This window comes from Gordonia sputi NBRC 100414, from assembly GCF_000248055.1.
Lineage (GTDB): Bacteria > Actinomycetota > Actinomycetes > Mycobacteriales > Mycobacteriaceae > Gordonia > Gordonia sputi.
Genome location: NZ_BAFC01000045.1, coordinates 73,418 through 89,101 on the forward strand (window position 1 = coordinate 73,418; position 15,684 = coordinate 89,101).

Annotated in this window: 15 protein-coding genes; 8 read left to right on the plus strand and 7 right to left on the minus strand. The window is 66.2% G+C overall.

What is annotated here, in order from left to right:
* Positions 1 to 1,731: a thiol reductant ABC exporter subunit CydD gene (gene cydD / locus GOSPT_RS06225; RefSeq protein WP_005204203.1), complete on the plus strand. Its 1,731-nt coding sequence runs from the start codon at positions 1 to 3 to the stop codon at positions 1,729 to 1,731.
* The gene (gene cydC, locus GOSPT_RS06230; protein WP_005204205.1) at positions 1,724 to 3,490 is read left to right on the plus strand and encodes a thiol reductant ABC exporter subunit CydC; all 1,767 of its coding nucleotides are present in this window, start codon (positions 1,724 to 1,726) and stop codon (positions 3,488 to 3,490) included. Before cydD ends, cydC begins: the two co-directional genes overlap by 8 nt.
* 42 nt (positions 3,491 to 3,532) lie before the next feature.
* On the opposite strand, the gene GOSPT_RS06235 is transcribed toward cydC, so the two are convergent.
* On the minus strand, positions 3,533 to 5,158 hold the full coding sequence (locus GOSPT_RS06235; protein WP_005204207.1) for an HNH endonuclease signature motif containing protein: 1,626 nt from the start codon (positions 5,156 to 5,158) through the stop codon (positions 3,533 to 3,535).
* Between the two features lie 488 nt (positions 5,159 to 5,646).
* Between GOSPT_RS06235 and GOSPT_RS06240 the strand changes: the two genes are divergently transcribed.
* Positions 5,647 to 6,096, plus strand: coding sequence for a hypothetical protein (locus tag GOSPT_RS06240; protein ID WP_245548694.1), 450 nt, complete (start codon positions 5,647 to 5,649; stop codon positions 6,094 to 6,096).
* Positions 6,097 to 6,145: 49 nt separating this feature from the next.
* Here the strand turns inward: GOSPT_RS06240 and GOSPT_RS06245 are convergent, their stop codons facing one another.
* The 3 genes from GOSPT_RS06245 to GOSPT_RS06260 form a co-directional block, all read right to left on the minus strand.
* On the minus strand, positions 6,146 to 6,811 hold the full coding sequence (locus GOSPT_RS06245; protein WP_005204210.1) for a heme-binding beta-barrel domain-containing protein: 666 nt from the start codon (positions 6,809 to 6,811) through the stop codon (positions 6,146 to 6,148).
* A 237-nt stretch (positions 6,812 to 7,048) separates the two neighbouring features.
* Entirely contained in the window at positions 7,049 to 7,519 is a 471-nt protein-coding gene (locus GOSPT_RS06255) for a hypothetical protein (protein ID WP_039855000.1), read from the minus strand.
* A 119-nt stretch (positions 7,520 to 7,638) separates the two neighbouring features.
* Positions 7,639 to 8,580: an alpha/beta fold hydrolase gene (locus GOSPT_RS06260; protein WP_005204214.1), complete on the minus strand. Its 942-nt coding sequence runs from the start codon at positions 8,578 to 8,580 to the stop codon at positions 7,639 to 7,641.
* A 57-nt stretch (positions 8,581 to 8,637) separates the two neighbouring features.
* Here GOSPT_RS06260 and GOSPT_RS06265 point away from each other — a divergent pair, with 57 nt between their 5' ends.
* On the plus strand, positions 8,638 to 9,039 hold the full coding sequence (locus GOSPT_RS06265; protein ID WP_005204215.1) for a helix-turn-helix domain-containing protein: 402 nt from the start codon (positions 8,638 to 8,640) through the stop codon (positions 9,037 to 9,039).
* A gap of 67 nt (positions 9,040 to 9,106) precedes the next feature.
* Here the strand turns inward: GOSPT_RS06265 and GOSPT_RS06270 are convergent, their stop codons facing one another.
* From GOSPT_RS06270 to GOSPT_RS06280, 3 genes are all read right to left on the minus strand, one after another.
* The gene (locus tag GOSPT_RS06270; RefSeq protein WP_005204217.1) at positions 9,107 to 9,412 is read right to left on the minus strand and encodes a DUF1416 domain-containing protein; all 306 of its coding nucleotides are present in this window, start codon (positions 9,410 to 9,412) and stop codon (positions 9,107 to 9,109) included.
* 2 nt (positions 9,413 to 9,414) lie between these two features.
* Positions 9,415 to 10,254 (minus strand): sulfurtransferase, encoded by an 840-nt coding sequence (locus tag GOSPT_RS06275; protein WP_005204219.1) that lies wholly within the window; start codon positions 10,252 to 10,254, stop codon positions 9,415 to 9,417.
* 410 nt (positions 10,255 to 10,664) lie between these two features.
* A complete protein-coding gene (locus GOSPT_RS06280; protein WP_005204221.1) occupies positions 10,665 to 11,636 on the minus strand; it encodes an LmeA family phospholipid-binding protein in 972 nt (323 codons plus the stop codon).
* Between the two features lie 156 nt (positions 11,637 to 11,792).
* Between GOSPT_RS06280 and GOSPT_RS06285 the strand changes: the two genes are divergently transcribed.
* The 4 genes from GOSPT_RS06285 (at position 11,793) to GOSPT_RS06300 (ending at position 15,680) form a co-directional block, all read left to right on the plus strand.
* The gene (locus GOSPT_RS06285) at positions 11,793 to 12,683 is read left to right on the plus strand and encodes a winged helix-turn-helix transcriptional regulator (RefSeq protein WP_005204223.1); all 891 of its coding nucleotides are present in this window, start codon (positions 11,793 to 11,795) and stop codon (positions 12,681 to 12,683) included.
* Positions 12,667 to 13,605 carry a mycothiol synthase gene (mshD, locus tag GOSPT_RS06290; protein ID WP_005204225.1) on the plus strand — a complete coding sequence of 313 codons (939 nt, stop codon included), beginning with the start codon at positions 12,667 to 12,669 and terminating at the stop codon, positions 13,603 to 13,605. The genes GOSPT_RS06285 and mshD overlap by 17 nt, the downstream gene beginning before the upstream one ends.
* The gene (locus GOSPT_RS06295; protein ID WP_005204227.1) at positions 13,571 to 14,569 is read left to right on the plus strand and encodes an endonuclease/exonuclease/phosphatase family protein; all 999 of its coding nucleotides are present in this window, start codon (positions 13,571 to 13,573) and stop codon (positions 14,567 to 14,569) included. The genes mshD and GOSPT_RS06295 overlap by 35 nt, the downstream gene beginning before the upstream one ends.
* An 88-nt stretch (positions 14,570 to 14,657) precedes the next feature.
* A complete protein-coding gene (locus tag GOSPT_RS06300) occupies positions 14,658 to 15,680 on the plus strand; it encodes a glycosyltransferase family 2 protein (protein ID WP_051993756.1) in 1,023 nt (340 codons plus the stop codon).
* Positions 15,681 to 15,684 lie beyond the last annotated feature (4 nt).

A 15,684-nucleotide genomic window follows, 5' to 3' on the forward strand; every position in this document is an offset into this window, starting at 1 on the left:
GTGGGCGCCCCGGCCGATAGCCGGGGTGCCCCACCGGCCTCGGGGGCCAAGCGTCGCGGGGGTCCGCCTCTCGATCCTCGCCTGCTCAAGTACTCGCCGTCGACCCGCCGCTACGTTGCGGTGACCGCGATCTCGGCGTCGATCACCACTGTCGCGATGCTTGTCGCCGCGGCGATGACGGCGTCGATCCTGTCGGAGATCATCGTCGACCCCGCACGCAGGTCGATCTCGGCGCAGTCGACGCATCTGTGGATTCTGGCCTGCGCGTTGGCAGTCCGCGTGATCATGTCGTACGCGCATGACCGGTACGCGCACCGTGCGTCGGCGTCGACCATTGCGGAGCTGCGTGCGCGAGCGCTGCGTGTGTTGACCGATCCCGACCGCACCCCGACGCGAGAGTTGGTGCGACGCAGGGAACATGCGACGACGGTCCTGTTGCGCGGACTCGACGCTCTGGGGCCGTATCTGTCGGGATATGTTCCCGCGTTGATCGTGACGGTGCTGGTGACCCCGACCGTCGTGATCGTGATCGGATTGGCCGACTGGCCGTCGGCGTTGATCATCATCATCACGCTGCCGCTCATCCCGTTGTTCATGATCCTCATCGGACTGATGACCCGGGATCGTACCGAGCGCAAGCTCAAGACGATGAGCACGCTGAATTCACAAGTCCTCGACCTGATCGCAGGGCTGCCGACGTTGCGTGCACTCAATCGAGCAAAGGCGCCGGCGGAACGCGTCGCCGAGCTGGGTCGAGAACACAAGCGCAGCACCATGTCCGGGCTGCGGGTGGCGTTTCTCTCCGGTGGTGTGCTCGAGTTCTTGGCGACGCTGTGTGTCGCTCTGGTCGCGGTGGGCATCGGATTGCGGCTGGTGTTCGGCGATATGAGCCTGTACGCCGGTGTCTTCGCACTCATCCTCGCGCCCGAGGCGTATCTGCCGCTACGTCAGGTGGGTGCGCAGTTCCACAATTCGGCCGATGGGGTCGCCGCGGCGAACGAGGTGCTGGAGCTGATCGATTCCGGCGATGTCACTGCACCGTCGACATCTCGTCGAACGCGCACGTGCACCGTTGCGGGAGAACCGATCCGGCTTCTCGACGTCGGCGTCCATGGGCGTGACGGCTGGGCGCCCTACGGCCTGACGACCACCATCGAACCCGGACAGTTCACGTTGTTCACCGGCCCGAACGGCGCCGGTAAGTCGACGGCCGTCGCGACCATGCTCGGCCTGATCGCACCCGACGACGGGTCGGTGCTGGTCGGCTCGATCCCGGTCGCAGAACTCGAACCGACCGCGTACCACGAGCAGGTGATCTGGCTTCCGCAACAACCGGTCATCGTGCCGGGGACCGTCGCCGAGAATCTCGCACTCTTCGGGCAGTTGGCGCCGGAATCATTCGAAGCGGCCTCCACGGCAACAGGTTTCGACGACGTGGTGCGATCCCTACCGAATGGACTCGACACCGTACTCGGAGCGGGCGGTGTCGGTCTGTCTGCGGGCCAGCGTCAACGCCTCGCGTTGACACGGGCGTTGGCGTCACCGGCGCCGCTGTTGTTGCTCGACGAGCCGACGGCTCATCTCGACGCGGCGTCGGAAGCGTCGGTGCTCGGTGCGATCGCACGGCGTGCGTGGGCAGGCGACACGGTGGTCGTCGTCGCGCATCGTCCGGTTGCGCGTGCCTATGCCGACAGCATCGTCGAATTTCCGGAGGTGATCGGCGTTGGCTGACAACAAGACCGGCTGGCGCAGCGATCCGCTTGTGCGTGCATTGGGTTTCCTCGATCTGAGGTGGAAGCCGGTTGCGCGGTCGTTGTTGCTCGGGGTCGCCGGTGCGCTGGCGGCGTTGGGCTTGGCCGCGCTGTCTGCGTGGCTGATCACGCGCGCCTGGCAGATGCCGCCTGTGTTGTTTCTGTCGGTCGCGATCACCGCGGTACGCGCGCTGGGTATCTCGCGCGGTCTGTTCCGCTACCTGGAGCGGCTGGCGACACATGATCTGGCGCTCGGCGGTATGGCGACAGCGCGGGAACGGCTGTACCTGGCGTTGGCCACCGGTTCGCCCGCGTACTCGGTCACATTGCGACGTGGCGATCTGCTGACCCGCACCGGCGACGACATCGACGAACTCGGTAACGCACTGATCCGTGGACTGATCCCGATCGGCGTCGGATTCACCACGTCGCTCGCGGCAATCATCATCATGGCGTTCGTATCCGGTTGGGCTGCAATCGTGTTGGCGGTGGCGCTCATCGTCAGCGGTGTCGTTGCGCCGTGGCTCGCGGCGCGTGGGTCGGCGCGCGCCATCGCCGACAGTGCCGCCGCGAGCACGCGAGCCGCCGACACCGCGTCCACCGCGCTCTGGCACGCGCCGGAGCTGATCGTCGGACGGCGTCGTGACGCGGTGTTGGCCGACGCCCGTGTCGCGGACGAGGACGCCATCGTTGCTGCCGATCGTGGTGTGCGCGTTCAGTCACTGGCAGCCGCGGCCACGCCGCTTTCGCTGGGGGTCTCGCTGCTGGCCGCGTGCTTGATCGGTATCCACCTGGCTTCGTCGACGTCGGGCTCCCTCGCCGACGTCGCGAGCGGACACGGACTGACCCCGATGATCCTCGGCGTGCTGATCCTGTTGCCGCTCTCGGCATTCGAGTCGACGGCACCGCTGACCGAGGCGGGCATCCAACTGGAGCGCAGCCGCCAGAGCGCGGCGCGCGTGATGGCGCTGGTCGACGGTGCCCGTGCCGAAGGTGCCCAGGTCGAAGTTTCTGCGGATAGCGCCGACGACATCGACGTGCCGGTATACGCAGGGCCGGTGACGATGACGCTCGATCAACTGAGGTGGGGATGGCCCGCGACGGCCGACGGCACACCGCCGACGCTCGGCCCAGACGAGGGCATCTCCCAGGTTCTTTCGCCGGGATCGCGGCTTGCCGTTGTCGGCCCGAGCGGCATAGGAAAGTCGACGCTGCTGCTGACCATCGCCGGTCTGCTCGAGCCGCGTGCCGGTTCGGTGACTGCGACCGCTCAGGACGGTGCGCCGGTCGCATTGCGCTCGGCCGCATGTTATTTCGCCGAAGAAGCGCACACCTTTTCGACGACGCTCGGCGAGAACCTGCGCGTGGCCCGTGGCGACGTGACCGACGACGAGATGCGCGAGGCGCTGGCGACCGTCGGCCTCGGCGACTGGGTGGCAGGTCTGCCCGACGGCCTCGACACGGTGCTGACCGGTGGGGCGGAGGCGATCAGCGGCGGGCAGCGTCGTCGACTGTTGCTTGCCCGTGCACTGCTGCACCGGGCACCGGTGGTGCTGCTCGACGAGCCGACCGAACACCTCGACGCCGCGGACGCAGAGCAGTTGCTGGCCCGCCTGCTGACGCCGGTGGGAGGCATGTTCGGTCCCGAGCGGACCGTGGTGGTCGTGACGCACCAGCCACCCCGCGCGGAGTCTGCTGACTTCGTGCGGATCGAATGGGAACCGGTCGGCTCCCAGTAGGTGTGGCGAGTGCCAGTAGGCGAGTGCCCGGTAGGCGAGTGCTCAGTAGGGCGGCGGGTTCTCGTCGTTCCAACGTTTTTCGGCACGCTCTGCTCGACGCCGCTTGGCGTCGTGTGCGGCGTTGATTCGTCGATTGGCAGGGTGATCGGGTGGCTTCTGCCTGTGCAAGCCTCGGAAGAGGTTGAAGCCCGTGAACGCATTGCCGACGAAGGTGTGCCCGGTGGGGGAGACGAACAGAGTTGTCCCCATCACGGTCTGCAGGTCGCGCCAGTTGCCGAAGGTCTTGATCCTGTGGTGAAACCTGCACAGCGGCTTGAGGTTTGCCGCAACTGTGGCGCCTCCGGCCTGCGGGTTGCTGCGGTTGAAAGCCTCGCCGTGGTCGACGTCGGCGCGCCATACCGGGTTGCTGCACCCGGGGAATGTGCAGCACAGCTCGCCCGAGCGGATCAGGGCGTCGAGCTTCTTGCTCGGCGTGTACCGCAGTGCCGATGAGGCGGCGCGCTCGTTGATCGCCGCGGGATCCAGGAAGTCGATCTCGGCGTCCGTGAGTAGCTTTCGGATCGTCTCCGCATCGACGACGCCGTGTCCGTCGATGAATCCGGGCATGTCGTCGTGGCCATTGATGGTGGATTCGTTGACGACGACGTGGATGACCGCTCTCGGCGAAGGCGGGACCAATGGTGCCGGTGCGGCGGCGTGGTCGGGCAGGTCGTGGGACGGTTCGCCGGCGGACTCGGCGACCTCGGCCGCCGCAGCGCAGGCCTCGCATCTACAGGTGAGGTGGCTCTCGCCGTGCGCGAAGGCGGTGAGCGCGTCGGCTCGACGTTGTGCGTGAGTGCGCGGGTCGGCGTCGTGGACGGCGTCGGCCATCGAGTTGAGCCGGGCATTGATCATGACACCGGACTCGATGGGCAGCGTGCCGCTGATGCGGGACTGTCCCGGCTGGTGCCGGTCAGGCCGTACCTGCACGTCGCGGTCGTGGTCGACGAGCTCGCGCTGCCTCTTGACCGCGGGAGGGTCGAGTTGTGCGACGACGCTGTCGACGAGTGCCTTGAGTCGTGTCGTCGACATCTTGTCGCGCGCCAGCAGTGCCGAGGCGATTCGGGAGTCGACGTCGGCGATGGTGTCGGGTCCGCACAGAGCGGTGCGTGACAGGACGACGAGGAACTGGGGCAGGTCGAGACGTCCGCACGCGAGCACCGATCCGGTGAGCGGCAGGCGATAGCGGACGGCATGCCCGGCGGTGATCAGCTCACGTGCCCTGGCGGGCGAGACCGAGAGGACCGCGCCGACGTCGGCGATGGTGCGCTCGAGTCCGTCCGGACCGAACCGGGCGCGCGGGTCACCACCGGATCTGGCGAGCGTGGTCAGCGCGTGCAGATCCTCCGGAGAGGCAACGGGACCGGGGTGCGCTTCGCCGATTTCTGAGCCGTAGTCTTCCTCGTGCTCTTCGTGAATCAGACTGATAGCCTGCAGCATTCGATAATCGGCACTGGCGCGCACCGACGCGCAGTGCGCGATGATCTCGACCAGATCGGTCTTCGACAGCTCCTCGTCCTCGCACATCTGCTCGACGATCGGCGGCATCGTCGGCGCGCCGAAGAGCCCGGCATCAGACGACGCGCCGGGCGCTGCTGCGTCGGCGTCGAGAGTGGTTTCCAAGGACATGAACCAAACATACATTCGAGGTCTGACAAAAAATCTCACCGAAGATCCGACCGCGGTATGCGCATCGAAAAAGGCGTTGCGAGCACCTCGGGGCGGGCGTACGTTCGGTCGTACACGAGAAAGGAGGTGGTCTGAAGTTGTATGACATACGGACACGTGAGGTGGCCATCCGCTAACGGCGGACCGCCTGTGACTTAGGCACTTTCGCCGGCACTTGTGCTCGTTGGCGAATACCAGATGGTCACCCGACCCCCGCATCCGGCCGTCCGGCCGATGTGCCCGTCCCTGACGGGTGATGCGGGGGTCGTTCCGTGTCTGGGGGCCTTTCATCGTCGGGGTGTTTCACGATCTGAGGTAGTGCGGCTGCATCGGGTTGTCGGGCAATTCCGACAACGAGTAGTGGATTACGCATGCGGCTGCCGATGCCGAGGAGTGAACTTCGTGTCAGAAGCACTCGTTAGCCGTGATTCGTGACAGCCAGGAGGCCGATGATGAGAACAACCAGCGCGGTCAGATCTCTCCACACGCGTATGCACGCATCGTCGAATCGCACTGCGGCAGTGCGTCGCCGCTACCTCACCGCCGACGATCCGGAGTGGACCAACGACGGGCCGACCAATTGGATCATCGGGACTGTCGAGAACCTCGGCTACAGCCGACTCGGAATCGCTGGTGCCACCACAGGTCACCTGGTCTTGCTTAACGAGGGCCTCGCCGACCTGGCGATCCTGTCGACCTCAGGTCTCTGCGGCACCGACGGTGCCCTGTTCACCTATCTGCCGAGCGGTTCGTCGCGCATCCTGCCCGACAGCGAGTTCCACATCCTGCAGGGCGAGCGTCGAGGCGGGCGCCCGGTCCTCATGGGAGAGATCATCGACGACGGCCCGCTCGCGCTCCAGTTCTTCTTCGACGGTCCGCCGCCGCAACTGCGTGGGTGATGGGCAGCCGGTTCGACGATCAGCCGGCTGCCGCAGCATCGCGGTCTGACTATCCGACGAAACGACGCAGCTTGGCGGAAAGGCGGGGCGTGAGGTCGCCGTCGGAATCGACACGTTCTTCGACGTAGGCGAGGTCGCCGTCGGGAACGATGCCGTAGAGGCGTTTGGCGTTGCCCGCGGGGGCGCTCGTCTCCGAGCGCACAACGGCGTCGGTGGTGAGATTCCACGACGTCTGGTTCAGCGGCCGGCCGTAGAACAGCTCGACCCAGCCCTCGGCGTGGGCGAGGAGAAGTTCGATGGAGTCGTCCTCGGTGATGCGCCAGTAGCCGGTTTCACGCTGGTCGGGACGCAGGAAGTTGGCGTCCTCGTCGATGACCCAGGAGCGCGACTCCCAGTTCAGGAAGTTCTGCCCGTCATGACTGACGACGATCTGCTGGGCGAAGTGGTAGTCGGTGTGCGTGACGGGATCGTGTCCCTCACCCTCGCCACGCCAGACGCCGACGAGCGGTAGTAACGCGAGAAGTCCCTGGTGGAGGTCCGCGCCGAGCCGCAGGTTGGCGGTATCGGGCTTGAGCGGGAGATCGTCCCACGCGGGTACGTTGCGTTCGCGGCTGCCTGACTCGGCAGCGCGCGAATCGGCCTGGCTGATCGCCTCGTCGCCTGATCTACGGGCGGCGACGGCGTCGTCGGGCTGTGCGTCCTCCGGGGAGGTCACGATTCGTCTGTGACCAGTCGGTAGAGCACGTACAGCGCAAACCAGGTGATCAGGACGGCCGCGAGGACCAGCAAGATTTCGAAGAAGATGACCACGGCTAGATTCTAACTCCGATACGCAGGTGGTAGTTCACTGAGGTCGACCACACTCGGCTGGAGATCCGGCCACCGACCTCATACCTCGCGTTTGAGACCTCAGCGGCGGGCGGGGCGACACGGTCGCCGCGTTTGGCTGGGCTCACAGGTGCGGCGCAGGCACCGCGCCAACATCACCATTGGTGGCCGAGGCCAGAACGCGCGCCAGCTCCGGATCGGCGTACACCTCCGCGGTGTGCCGCCACGCCTCGATCGTCAGCGCCGACGGCGCCGGATTGTCCAGCGAGGCACCCACTGTCAGCGAATCGGCCAACTCCGCGGCGAACTGATCGACCTCTTCATCAGAGAGCAGCTGCGCCCATGCGAACGCCGTCACCACTGCCGCACGAAAGACGCCGGTCTCACCGGAGGCCACCAGCGCCCGCAACACCGCCGCCGCAGCCGAAACCACCTCGTGCTCCTGATCAGCCCGCGCCGCGGTCATCAAGACCAGGTCCTCGGCATCACGTCGAGTCACCCGCAACGGCCGACCACCCTCGGCGGCCAGCCACTCCGACACCGCAGCTTTGCCACGGTTCTGTAGTTCCGAGAACGGCACCTGACGAACACTCATACTTGTAAAGTAGTTTAAATTTACCGCCAAGCGCAAACGTCGCTGCATGAGCAGGGCGCAGCCGGGTCCGTAGGCAATCCGGCAGATGGTGCACTTGGCACCCGCGCCCTCGAGTCGGATCACTGTGCCGTGCCGCGTCCGCCCTGGGCTGCCGACGGTGGTGATGGGCGTCGGCTCCGACCGTGGCCCACTCGGCGACGGCGCGGTGGGGCCGGTTGCCGCGCAAGCCATGCGCGAACGGCCGCCGTCACCGCAGACGGGTGTTCGACGGGCGTGAGGTGTCCGACGTCGTCGAGGACGACAACCTCGGGGTGATCGGGGAATCTGGACTGGAGTTCATAGGCCTGCCGGAGCGGTATCCACGGATCATCCCGACCCCAGCCGATACGAACCGGGCTGCGGGTGGCTTCCAGTCGATTCGCCACAGGGCGGGTGTCGGCTGCGCTGAGTGCTGTGATCTGCCGGTAGAACGCCGCCTGTCCGATGGGGCCGAGCCACTGGGAGGCGAGCGCCTCGACGTCTTCGTCGGATAACGGCCGAAAGGCTGCTGCGGCAATGTATTCCTTGACCAGTGCTGCATGTAGATGTGCCGGGAGTTGCTCGAAGACATGTGCGTTCTCGGCAACCAGCCGGAAGAAGGGCGAACCCCACGGGTCCAGGGTGACGACGTCCCAGAGGAACACGTCTGCGTACTCGACGCCGTTGAGCAGATGTGCGCGGAGTGCGACGGCGCCGCCGATGTCGTGCGCGACGACATGTGGCCGCTGCAGTCCCCACAACTCGATGAGCGCGCCCAGTCGTACGGCTTGTGCGGCCAAGTCGGTCGTGACTGCCGCGCTCTTCTCCGACTCGCCATAGCCGGGCATATCCCAGAGAAATACTCGGTAGTCGCGACTCAAGTCGGTGGCAACGCTGGTCCAGACCTGTGACGACCATGGCGTGCCGTGGCACAGCACGATGTCGCCCGCCGAGGCCGTTGGGGGCTCGAGAGTCCTTGTCGCGATGGAGGTTCCGTTCACGGTGACGATCGAAGCGGGTGGCAGAGAATCGTGTGTCATCATGGCGACAAGGTAAAACCTCAGGTTGACCTGAGGTCAAGACGGAAGGTTGGGCGGAAAGTGAAGATCGGAGAGGCTTCGAGGCGAGTCGGCGTCGACGACCACGTGCTACGGCACTGGCACGACCTCGGTGTGGTCGTACCCGATCGCGAAGCGTCGGGCCACCGTTTGTACACGGAGGAGCACATTCGTCGCATCCGCATAGTTCAGGCCTGCCAGAGCGTCGGCATGAGTCTTGCCGAGATCCGGCTGGTGCTGCACCGCGACGAAGAAGGTCGCACGGAACTGATCGAGCAGAAGCTCCGATGGATACGTTCACAACGCGCCCAGCTGGCGGACGCGGAGAGTTTCCTCGAACACGTCATCGGTTGCAGGCATGATCTGCTCAGCCGGTGCCCCGACTGCACGCGGTACGCATCGACCTATCCGCCGAAAAAACAGGCCCGGCCACCCTGCGGGTGACCGGGCCTGATCTGCGAATCAGCAGCCTCAAAAGCGTTGCGCTACTTCGAGATTGCGACTCTTCTGTCTACTTCGAGACGGTGATGTCCTTGTCGTGAACGCCGGGGCCCTCGGGGCTGACGGTCACGTCGCCGTTGCCGACCGACGACAGGGCGCGCAGCGTCCAGGTGCCGGGGGCGGCGAAGAAGCGGAAATCGCCGGTGGGGCTTGCGACGACCTCGGCGGTGAACTCACCGGTCGAGTCGAGCAGTCGCACGAACGCTCCCGCCACCGGGTTACCGGAGGCGTCGGTGACCTGTCCGGTCAGGACGGTCTCCTTCTCGACGTCGACGCCCGCGGGCAACTTCTGTCCCTGCTTGGGTGCAGCACACATACTTACTTTCCTTCTCCCAGTTCAACCGGAACGCCGACCAGCGAACCGTATTCGGTCCAGCTGCCGTCGTAGTTCTTCACATTCGTCTGTCCGAGCAGCTCCTGCAGCACGAACCAGGTGTGGCTCGAGCGCTCACCGATACGGCAGTACGCGATGGTCTCCTTCGAGCCGTCGAGGCCCGCTTCTTTGTACAGCTCGGCGAGGTCGTCGTCGGACTTGAAGGTGCCGTCTTCGTTGGCAGCCTTGCTCCACGGCACGTTGATGGCGCCGGGGATGTGGCCGGGACGCTGGCTCTGCTCCTGCGGGAGGTGCGCGGGAGCCAGGATCTTGCCGGAGAACTCGTCAGGGCTACGCACGTCGACGAGGTTCTTCACGCCGATGGCGTCGACGACCTCGTCGCGGAAGGCGCGGATCGAGTTGTCGGGATCGGCGGCCTTGTACTCGGTCGCGGGGCGCGAGACAGCGTCGGTCGACAGCGGGCGGCCGTCGAGCTCCCACTTCTTGCGTCCACCGTCGAGCAGCTTGACGTCCTGGTGGCCGTAGAGCTTGAAGTACCAGTACGCGTAAGCGGCGAACCAGTTGTTGTTGCCGCCGTAGAGGACGACGGTGTCGTCGTTGGAGATGCCGCGCTCGCTGAGCAGCGCGGAGAACTGCTCGCGGTCGACGAAGTCGCGACGGACCGGATCCTGCAGATCGGTCTTCCAGTCGAGCTTGACGGCGCCTTCGATGTGGCCGCCGTCGTAAGCGCTGGTGTCCTCGTCGACCTCGACGAAGACGACCTTGTCGTTGTTCAGGTTCTGCTCAGCCCAATCGGCGCTGACCAGGACGTCGGAACGTGCCATGTCTGGTTCCTTCCAGAGGTGGGATTTCTCGGTGAGTGTGTCCGGTCACCGGAGTGATGAGAACCGGCCGGACGTCGGTCGAATGACGGTCGAACGATGACGGCGGCATCTGACGAGATGCGGACTTGCGATGTCACGAGCGCGCACACTGCACACACCGGCCGTCACCTGTGGTGAGCGTGCCGAGGTGGCGCGATCACCGGACTAGAGACAGCAACAGTCGGCGACGCGACAAAAGTCGATCGCCCGCCGACGGGTGAGCAGAAGCTCACGGCGCAGTTGCATGCCCACGAGGGTACAACAGCCACCCCACGACGCTTCAATAGCGGCCCCCATGATTCCGACTCGGTGGTCGAGTTGCGCTCGCGCGCGGTGGCGAGTTGCGCTCACGCGCACAATGCCGGCCGGTGTCAGAAGTCGCTCGGGCGAAGATCGCGCGGACCGGTGTCGGCGACGAGGAGTACGTCGCTTCCCTCGCTGCGCGCACCCGTGGCAGTGATTCCCCACGGGAGGGGGAGGGGAGGCAGCGTCGTCGAAAATCGTTGCAGCACTTGGGCGCGCAGCGCCGCGTTGTCGGCGCCGTCGAGTTCGGGAGCGCTCTCGTGTTCTTCCGGGCCGTCGTAGAAGTCGGTGGCCTGTAGGTGTAGCCGTCCGTCGCGGATGGAGAGGTCGACGCTGACGCTCACCTTTGCTTTACGACCCCGATATTCCGACGCCGACGGGGTGTCAGCGGGGACGGGAGTGCTCTCGCCGCCTGCGGAGGGCAGAGGACTGTCCGACGGGGGCAATGCGACGGTTCCGGTGAGCAGCACCCCGGACGATCGGTGCAGCAGGCCATCCTGTGGGCCACCGCCGCCCGCCTCGCCCTCGGGGGCGGGTGTGTTCACCGTGAGGTCGAGGATTGCCAGGAATCGGCCGAGATTCACCGAGTCCAGCCGCGTATACGCGTCGACCGACTCTGCGTGCATGGTGTCCGACGGCCCGATATTCCACCCATCGGGCACAGACAGTGTCCCCAGGCGGGCGCCGAGTTCTGCGGTACATCCGCGTCGGATGTGGCAACCGGCCACCGCGACGCCGCGCGCGGTGATGGTCGCGCCGGAGAACTCGCCACGCGCGGCATGTGACACGTAGGGGAATCCGCTGAGCGTGACCTCGGGATCGAAGCTGATCTGCGGCGAGGCCTGCAACGATCGCGACAAGCGGTACTCGCCACGCGCGGCCGCGCCGAGGTCGGCGAGAAACGCCACGACCAGCAGCACGACGACGACACAGACGCCGACGATGAGTGCGCGACGGGCGCGGAATGTGCCGTGCTCGTGGCTGCCCGACGCAGTTGCGCCGCCCCCGTCGGCTGCCTTGTTAACAGCAGAACGCGACATTGGCGCTATTCTGTCATCTATCGCGCACATGGTGGTAAGCCGACGTAAACAATGAGGTTCGTTCGTGTGTGATGCTGACGTCCCGGCGAACTTCTGCCCGGCGGTCGCAGTAGTAGTGGTGGAGTTCAGGGCGGGAAGACGAGATCGGAGTATCACGTGGATCTCTTGTTATTGACAGCCGATCCGAGTCCGGAGGCGGTGCTGCCATCCCTGTCGCTGCTCGCGCACACGGTCCGTGTGGCACCCACCGAGGTGTCGTCGCTGATGGAGGCCAGTAACGCTGATATCGCCATCGTCGACGCCAGAACCGACCTCGCCGCAGCACGCGGATTGTGCAGATTGCTCGGCAGCACCGGCTCTGCCGTTCCGGTCGCGGCGGTATTGACCGAAGGCGGGCTCGTCGCCGTCAACGCCGACTGGGGTCTCGACGAATTCCTCCTTCCGGCGACCGGACCCGCCGAACTCGACGCGCGGCTTCGACTCCTCGTCGTTCGCACCCGCGGGGTGGGCACCGAAGAAGCGTCGGGCAAGGTCACGCTTGGCGAACTCGTGATCGATGAGGGCACGTACACCGCTCGACTGCGGGGGCGCCCGCTCGACCTCACCTACAAGGAGTTCGAACTCCTCAAGTACCTGGCGCAGAACGCGGGCAGGGTATTCACCCGCGCGCAACTGCTGCAAGAGGTGTGGGGTTACGACTTCTTCGGCGGCACGCGGACCGTCGACGTCCACGTCCGGCGCCTGCGCGCCAAACTCGGCAGCGAGCACGAGTCGCTCATCGGGACCGTGCGCAACGTCGGATACAAGGCCGTACGTCCCACGCGCGGTCGCGGTGCCGGCTCAGGAGCTGCCAGCGACTACCCGGTCGACGATGACATTTCCGACGATGACATTTCCGATGACGACATTGCCGGCGGCGATATTGCTGACGGTGCAGATCTCGATGACGACCTCGATGACGGGGACGTGAACGAGGACGCCACGTCTGCGAGCGACTCGTTCGACACCTCGGGAATCGGTGAGGAGTTCAGTGCCAGCGGAAGCTGACGCGATCGGAGACACTCCGATCGTCACCGATCGACTCGACGCCGCCGGTGTTACACACGCCCGCCGCCTGGTGGCCGACGCGACCAGCGCCGACGGAGTCGCCCCGCTGTCCGAGCAGGCCGTCCTGTCCATCGACGACGCCGCCGGATCTCACGCGGAATCGGGCGTGCGTCACGTCGTCTCGACGGCCGGCTACGCCAACATCACACCCGGCCGCGACGGGGAGCCCTCGATGATCGAGGGAGTCGTCGACCCGGCACTACGACGCCGCGGGCACGGCAAGGCACTGTTCGACGTCGCATTCGACGACGCGCGTGCTGTCTCGAATCCCGACGGCCCGACGCCCCGCGCGTGGGCGCACGGCGATCTGCCCGGCGCGCAGGCGCTCGCGGCGAGCATGGGTCTGCACAAGCAGCGGGAGCTGCTGCAACTACGCCGCGACGTCGCAGCCGACGGGTCTGATCTACCACCGCTGGTCGTCGACCCGTCGATCGAGCTGCGCACCTACGCCGGGCCCGCCGACGACGCGGAGATCCTGCGGGTCAACAACGCCGCGTTCGCGTGGCACCCGGAGCAGGGCGGATGGTCGTCGGCACAGATCACCGAACGGACATCGTCCGAGTGGTTCGACCCGGCCGGACTGTTCCTCGCCTACGACGTCGACGACCCGACGACGCTGCTCGGCTTCCACTGGACCAAGCAGCAGGACGCCGGTCTCGGCGAGGTCTACATCGTCGGGGTCGACCCGGCGGCTCAGGGCCGCGGCCTCGGCCGCATGCTCACGCTGGCCGGGCTTCACTACTTTGCCGACCGTCGGATCGGGACGGTGATGCTCTACGTCGAAGGCGACAACACCGCGGCACTACACACCTACGAGAGGCTCGGGTTTGCCCGATACGCCGTCGACGTCGCGTACGGCTGACTCGGAAACGGCAGGGTCGAGTCGACTGCGCCTGGCGCTGACGATCACCGGTTGCCTGCTGGCCGCGGTCGGTCTGCTCGGGGTGGTCGCGCACGCTGTTCCGTTCGTCAGCAACACCTGGGCACGGTTGGCCGCGGGTACTCCGGTCTTGATCGTGATCGGCATTGTCGGCCTGGTCGTGTTGCTCGCATCGAGGGCGTGGATGTGTGCGATCGTCGCTGCAGTCGTCGTCGCCATCGGGATCGGTACGCAGGTACCACTTTTCATCGGAACCGACGAGGCGCGCGCAGCGTCGGACATCACGGTCCTGCAGGCGAACATCTACCTCGGACAGGCCGACGCCGCGTCGGTGGTGCGGGAGATCCGCGACAATCGCGTCGACATCGCGACCGTCGTCGAACTCACCGACGACGCGATCGGCAAGCTCGACGCCGCCGGAATCGCCGGTGCTCTGCCGTATCGGTTCGGGGTTCCGAGACGGGGCGGGGGCGGCGCCGGAATCTACTCGCGCTACCCGTTGACCGACGAATTCCGGATCGGCAAGATGGCGATGGCCAATCTGCGGGCCGTCGTCGACCTGCCCGGTGTCGGGCGTCGAGCCATATACGCACTGCATCCCATTCCGCCGTGGCCGGAGCCCGCGTGGCGGTGGGCGTACGAGGTCGATCTGCTGTCGTCGACGCTGGGTGAGGAGCGACTCCCGCTGATCCTCGGCGCCGACTTCAACTCGACCTACGACCACGCGCGCTTTCGGAGGTTGCTCGCCACTCCGCCGGGACTCGTCGATGCCGCCGATCACCTCGGGGCGGGGATCGTCGCAACGTATCCCGCCAACAGGCACTTCCCGCCGGTGCTCGCTCTCGATCGGGTGATGACGCGCGGAGGTCCGGTGCCGACGAGCTTCCGTCGAGTCGAGCTACCGGGTTCCGACCACGACGGCGTGATCGCCACGGTCAGGCCCTGACCTCGTCCGCGACGGTGCCCGACAGGCGCACGGTATCACTGTTAGGCTACCCTTACGCGGAGTGATTCTGAGGGGAGCGCATCTCGCGATGTATCAATCCGCCACAAGCCGGACCCGACTGACGATGCACGACGTGTCGGTGTCTGTTGTCGTGCCGGTCTATCGCAGCGCCGCCTACATCGAGGCCTGTGTGCGCTCGGTACTCAACCAGCAGGCTCCGGTCGACGAGATCGTGCTCGTCGACGATCGCGGGGGTGACGATTCCATCGAACGAGCCGAAAAGGTGCTCGCGGCAGGCGAGGTCGCGTATCGGGTCGTGCGTATGCCACAGAACAGTGGCGTCGGGCCTGCACGCAACGCGGGACTCGCGGCGGCGTCGGGAAACGTCATCTGGTTCTTCGACAGCGACGACATCGCCGACGCGGCGTTCACGACCAGAATGCTCGACGAACTACTCCGCAACGACGCGGATTTCGCCACGTGCACAACACGATTCGTCGACGAGATCGGGGTGCCGACGGGGGCGCTCACTCCGGTGCTGTCGGCCGGCGCACTCACGGGCGACGAGTACGCAGGCCTCTTGTTGCGCAGCAAGGCGCGGTCGTACGCCAGCGGAAAGCTGTTCCGCCGTGACGTTCTCGGCGACGATCCGTGGGGCACACGTCGGGCGTACGAGGATCTATCGGCCATCGCGCGGGTGGCGCTGGACTCGCGCACGGTGGCGACGGTGCCAGAGGCGTTGTACCGGTACCGACTTCGCGACGATTCGGTATCGCACCGCGTCACGTCCGACACACGCGCGATCTTCGAGATGGGTGACGAGGTGCTCGAGATGCTCGACACCGTTCCCGACACGAGGCAATGGCGTTCGACTGCACGATCTTTCGTGTACCGCGAGGTTCTGATCCCCGCGGCGCACATGGCGATGCGCGCAGAGCACGACGGTGGCGCAGGCCCGGTGACAGACGAACTGCTGCGCATCGCCCGTGCTCGCGTGTCGCGTCGGGATGTGCTGCCGCTGCTCGCCACGGGCGAGATACGCTCTGCCGTCTTCGCCGTCGCGATGCTGACCGCGCCGCAGCGCTACGCGAATATGCTGCGGCACAGGTGATCTG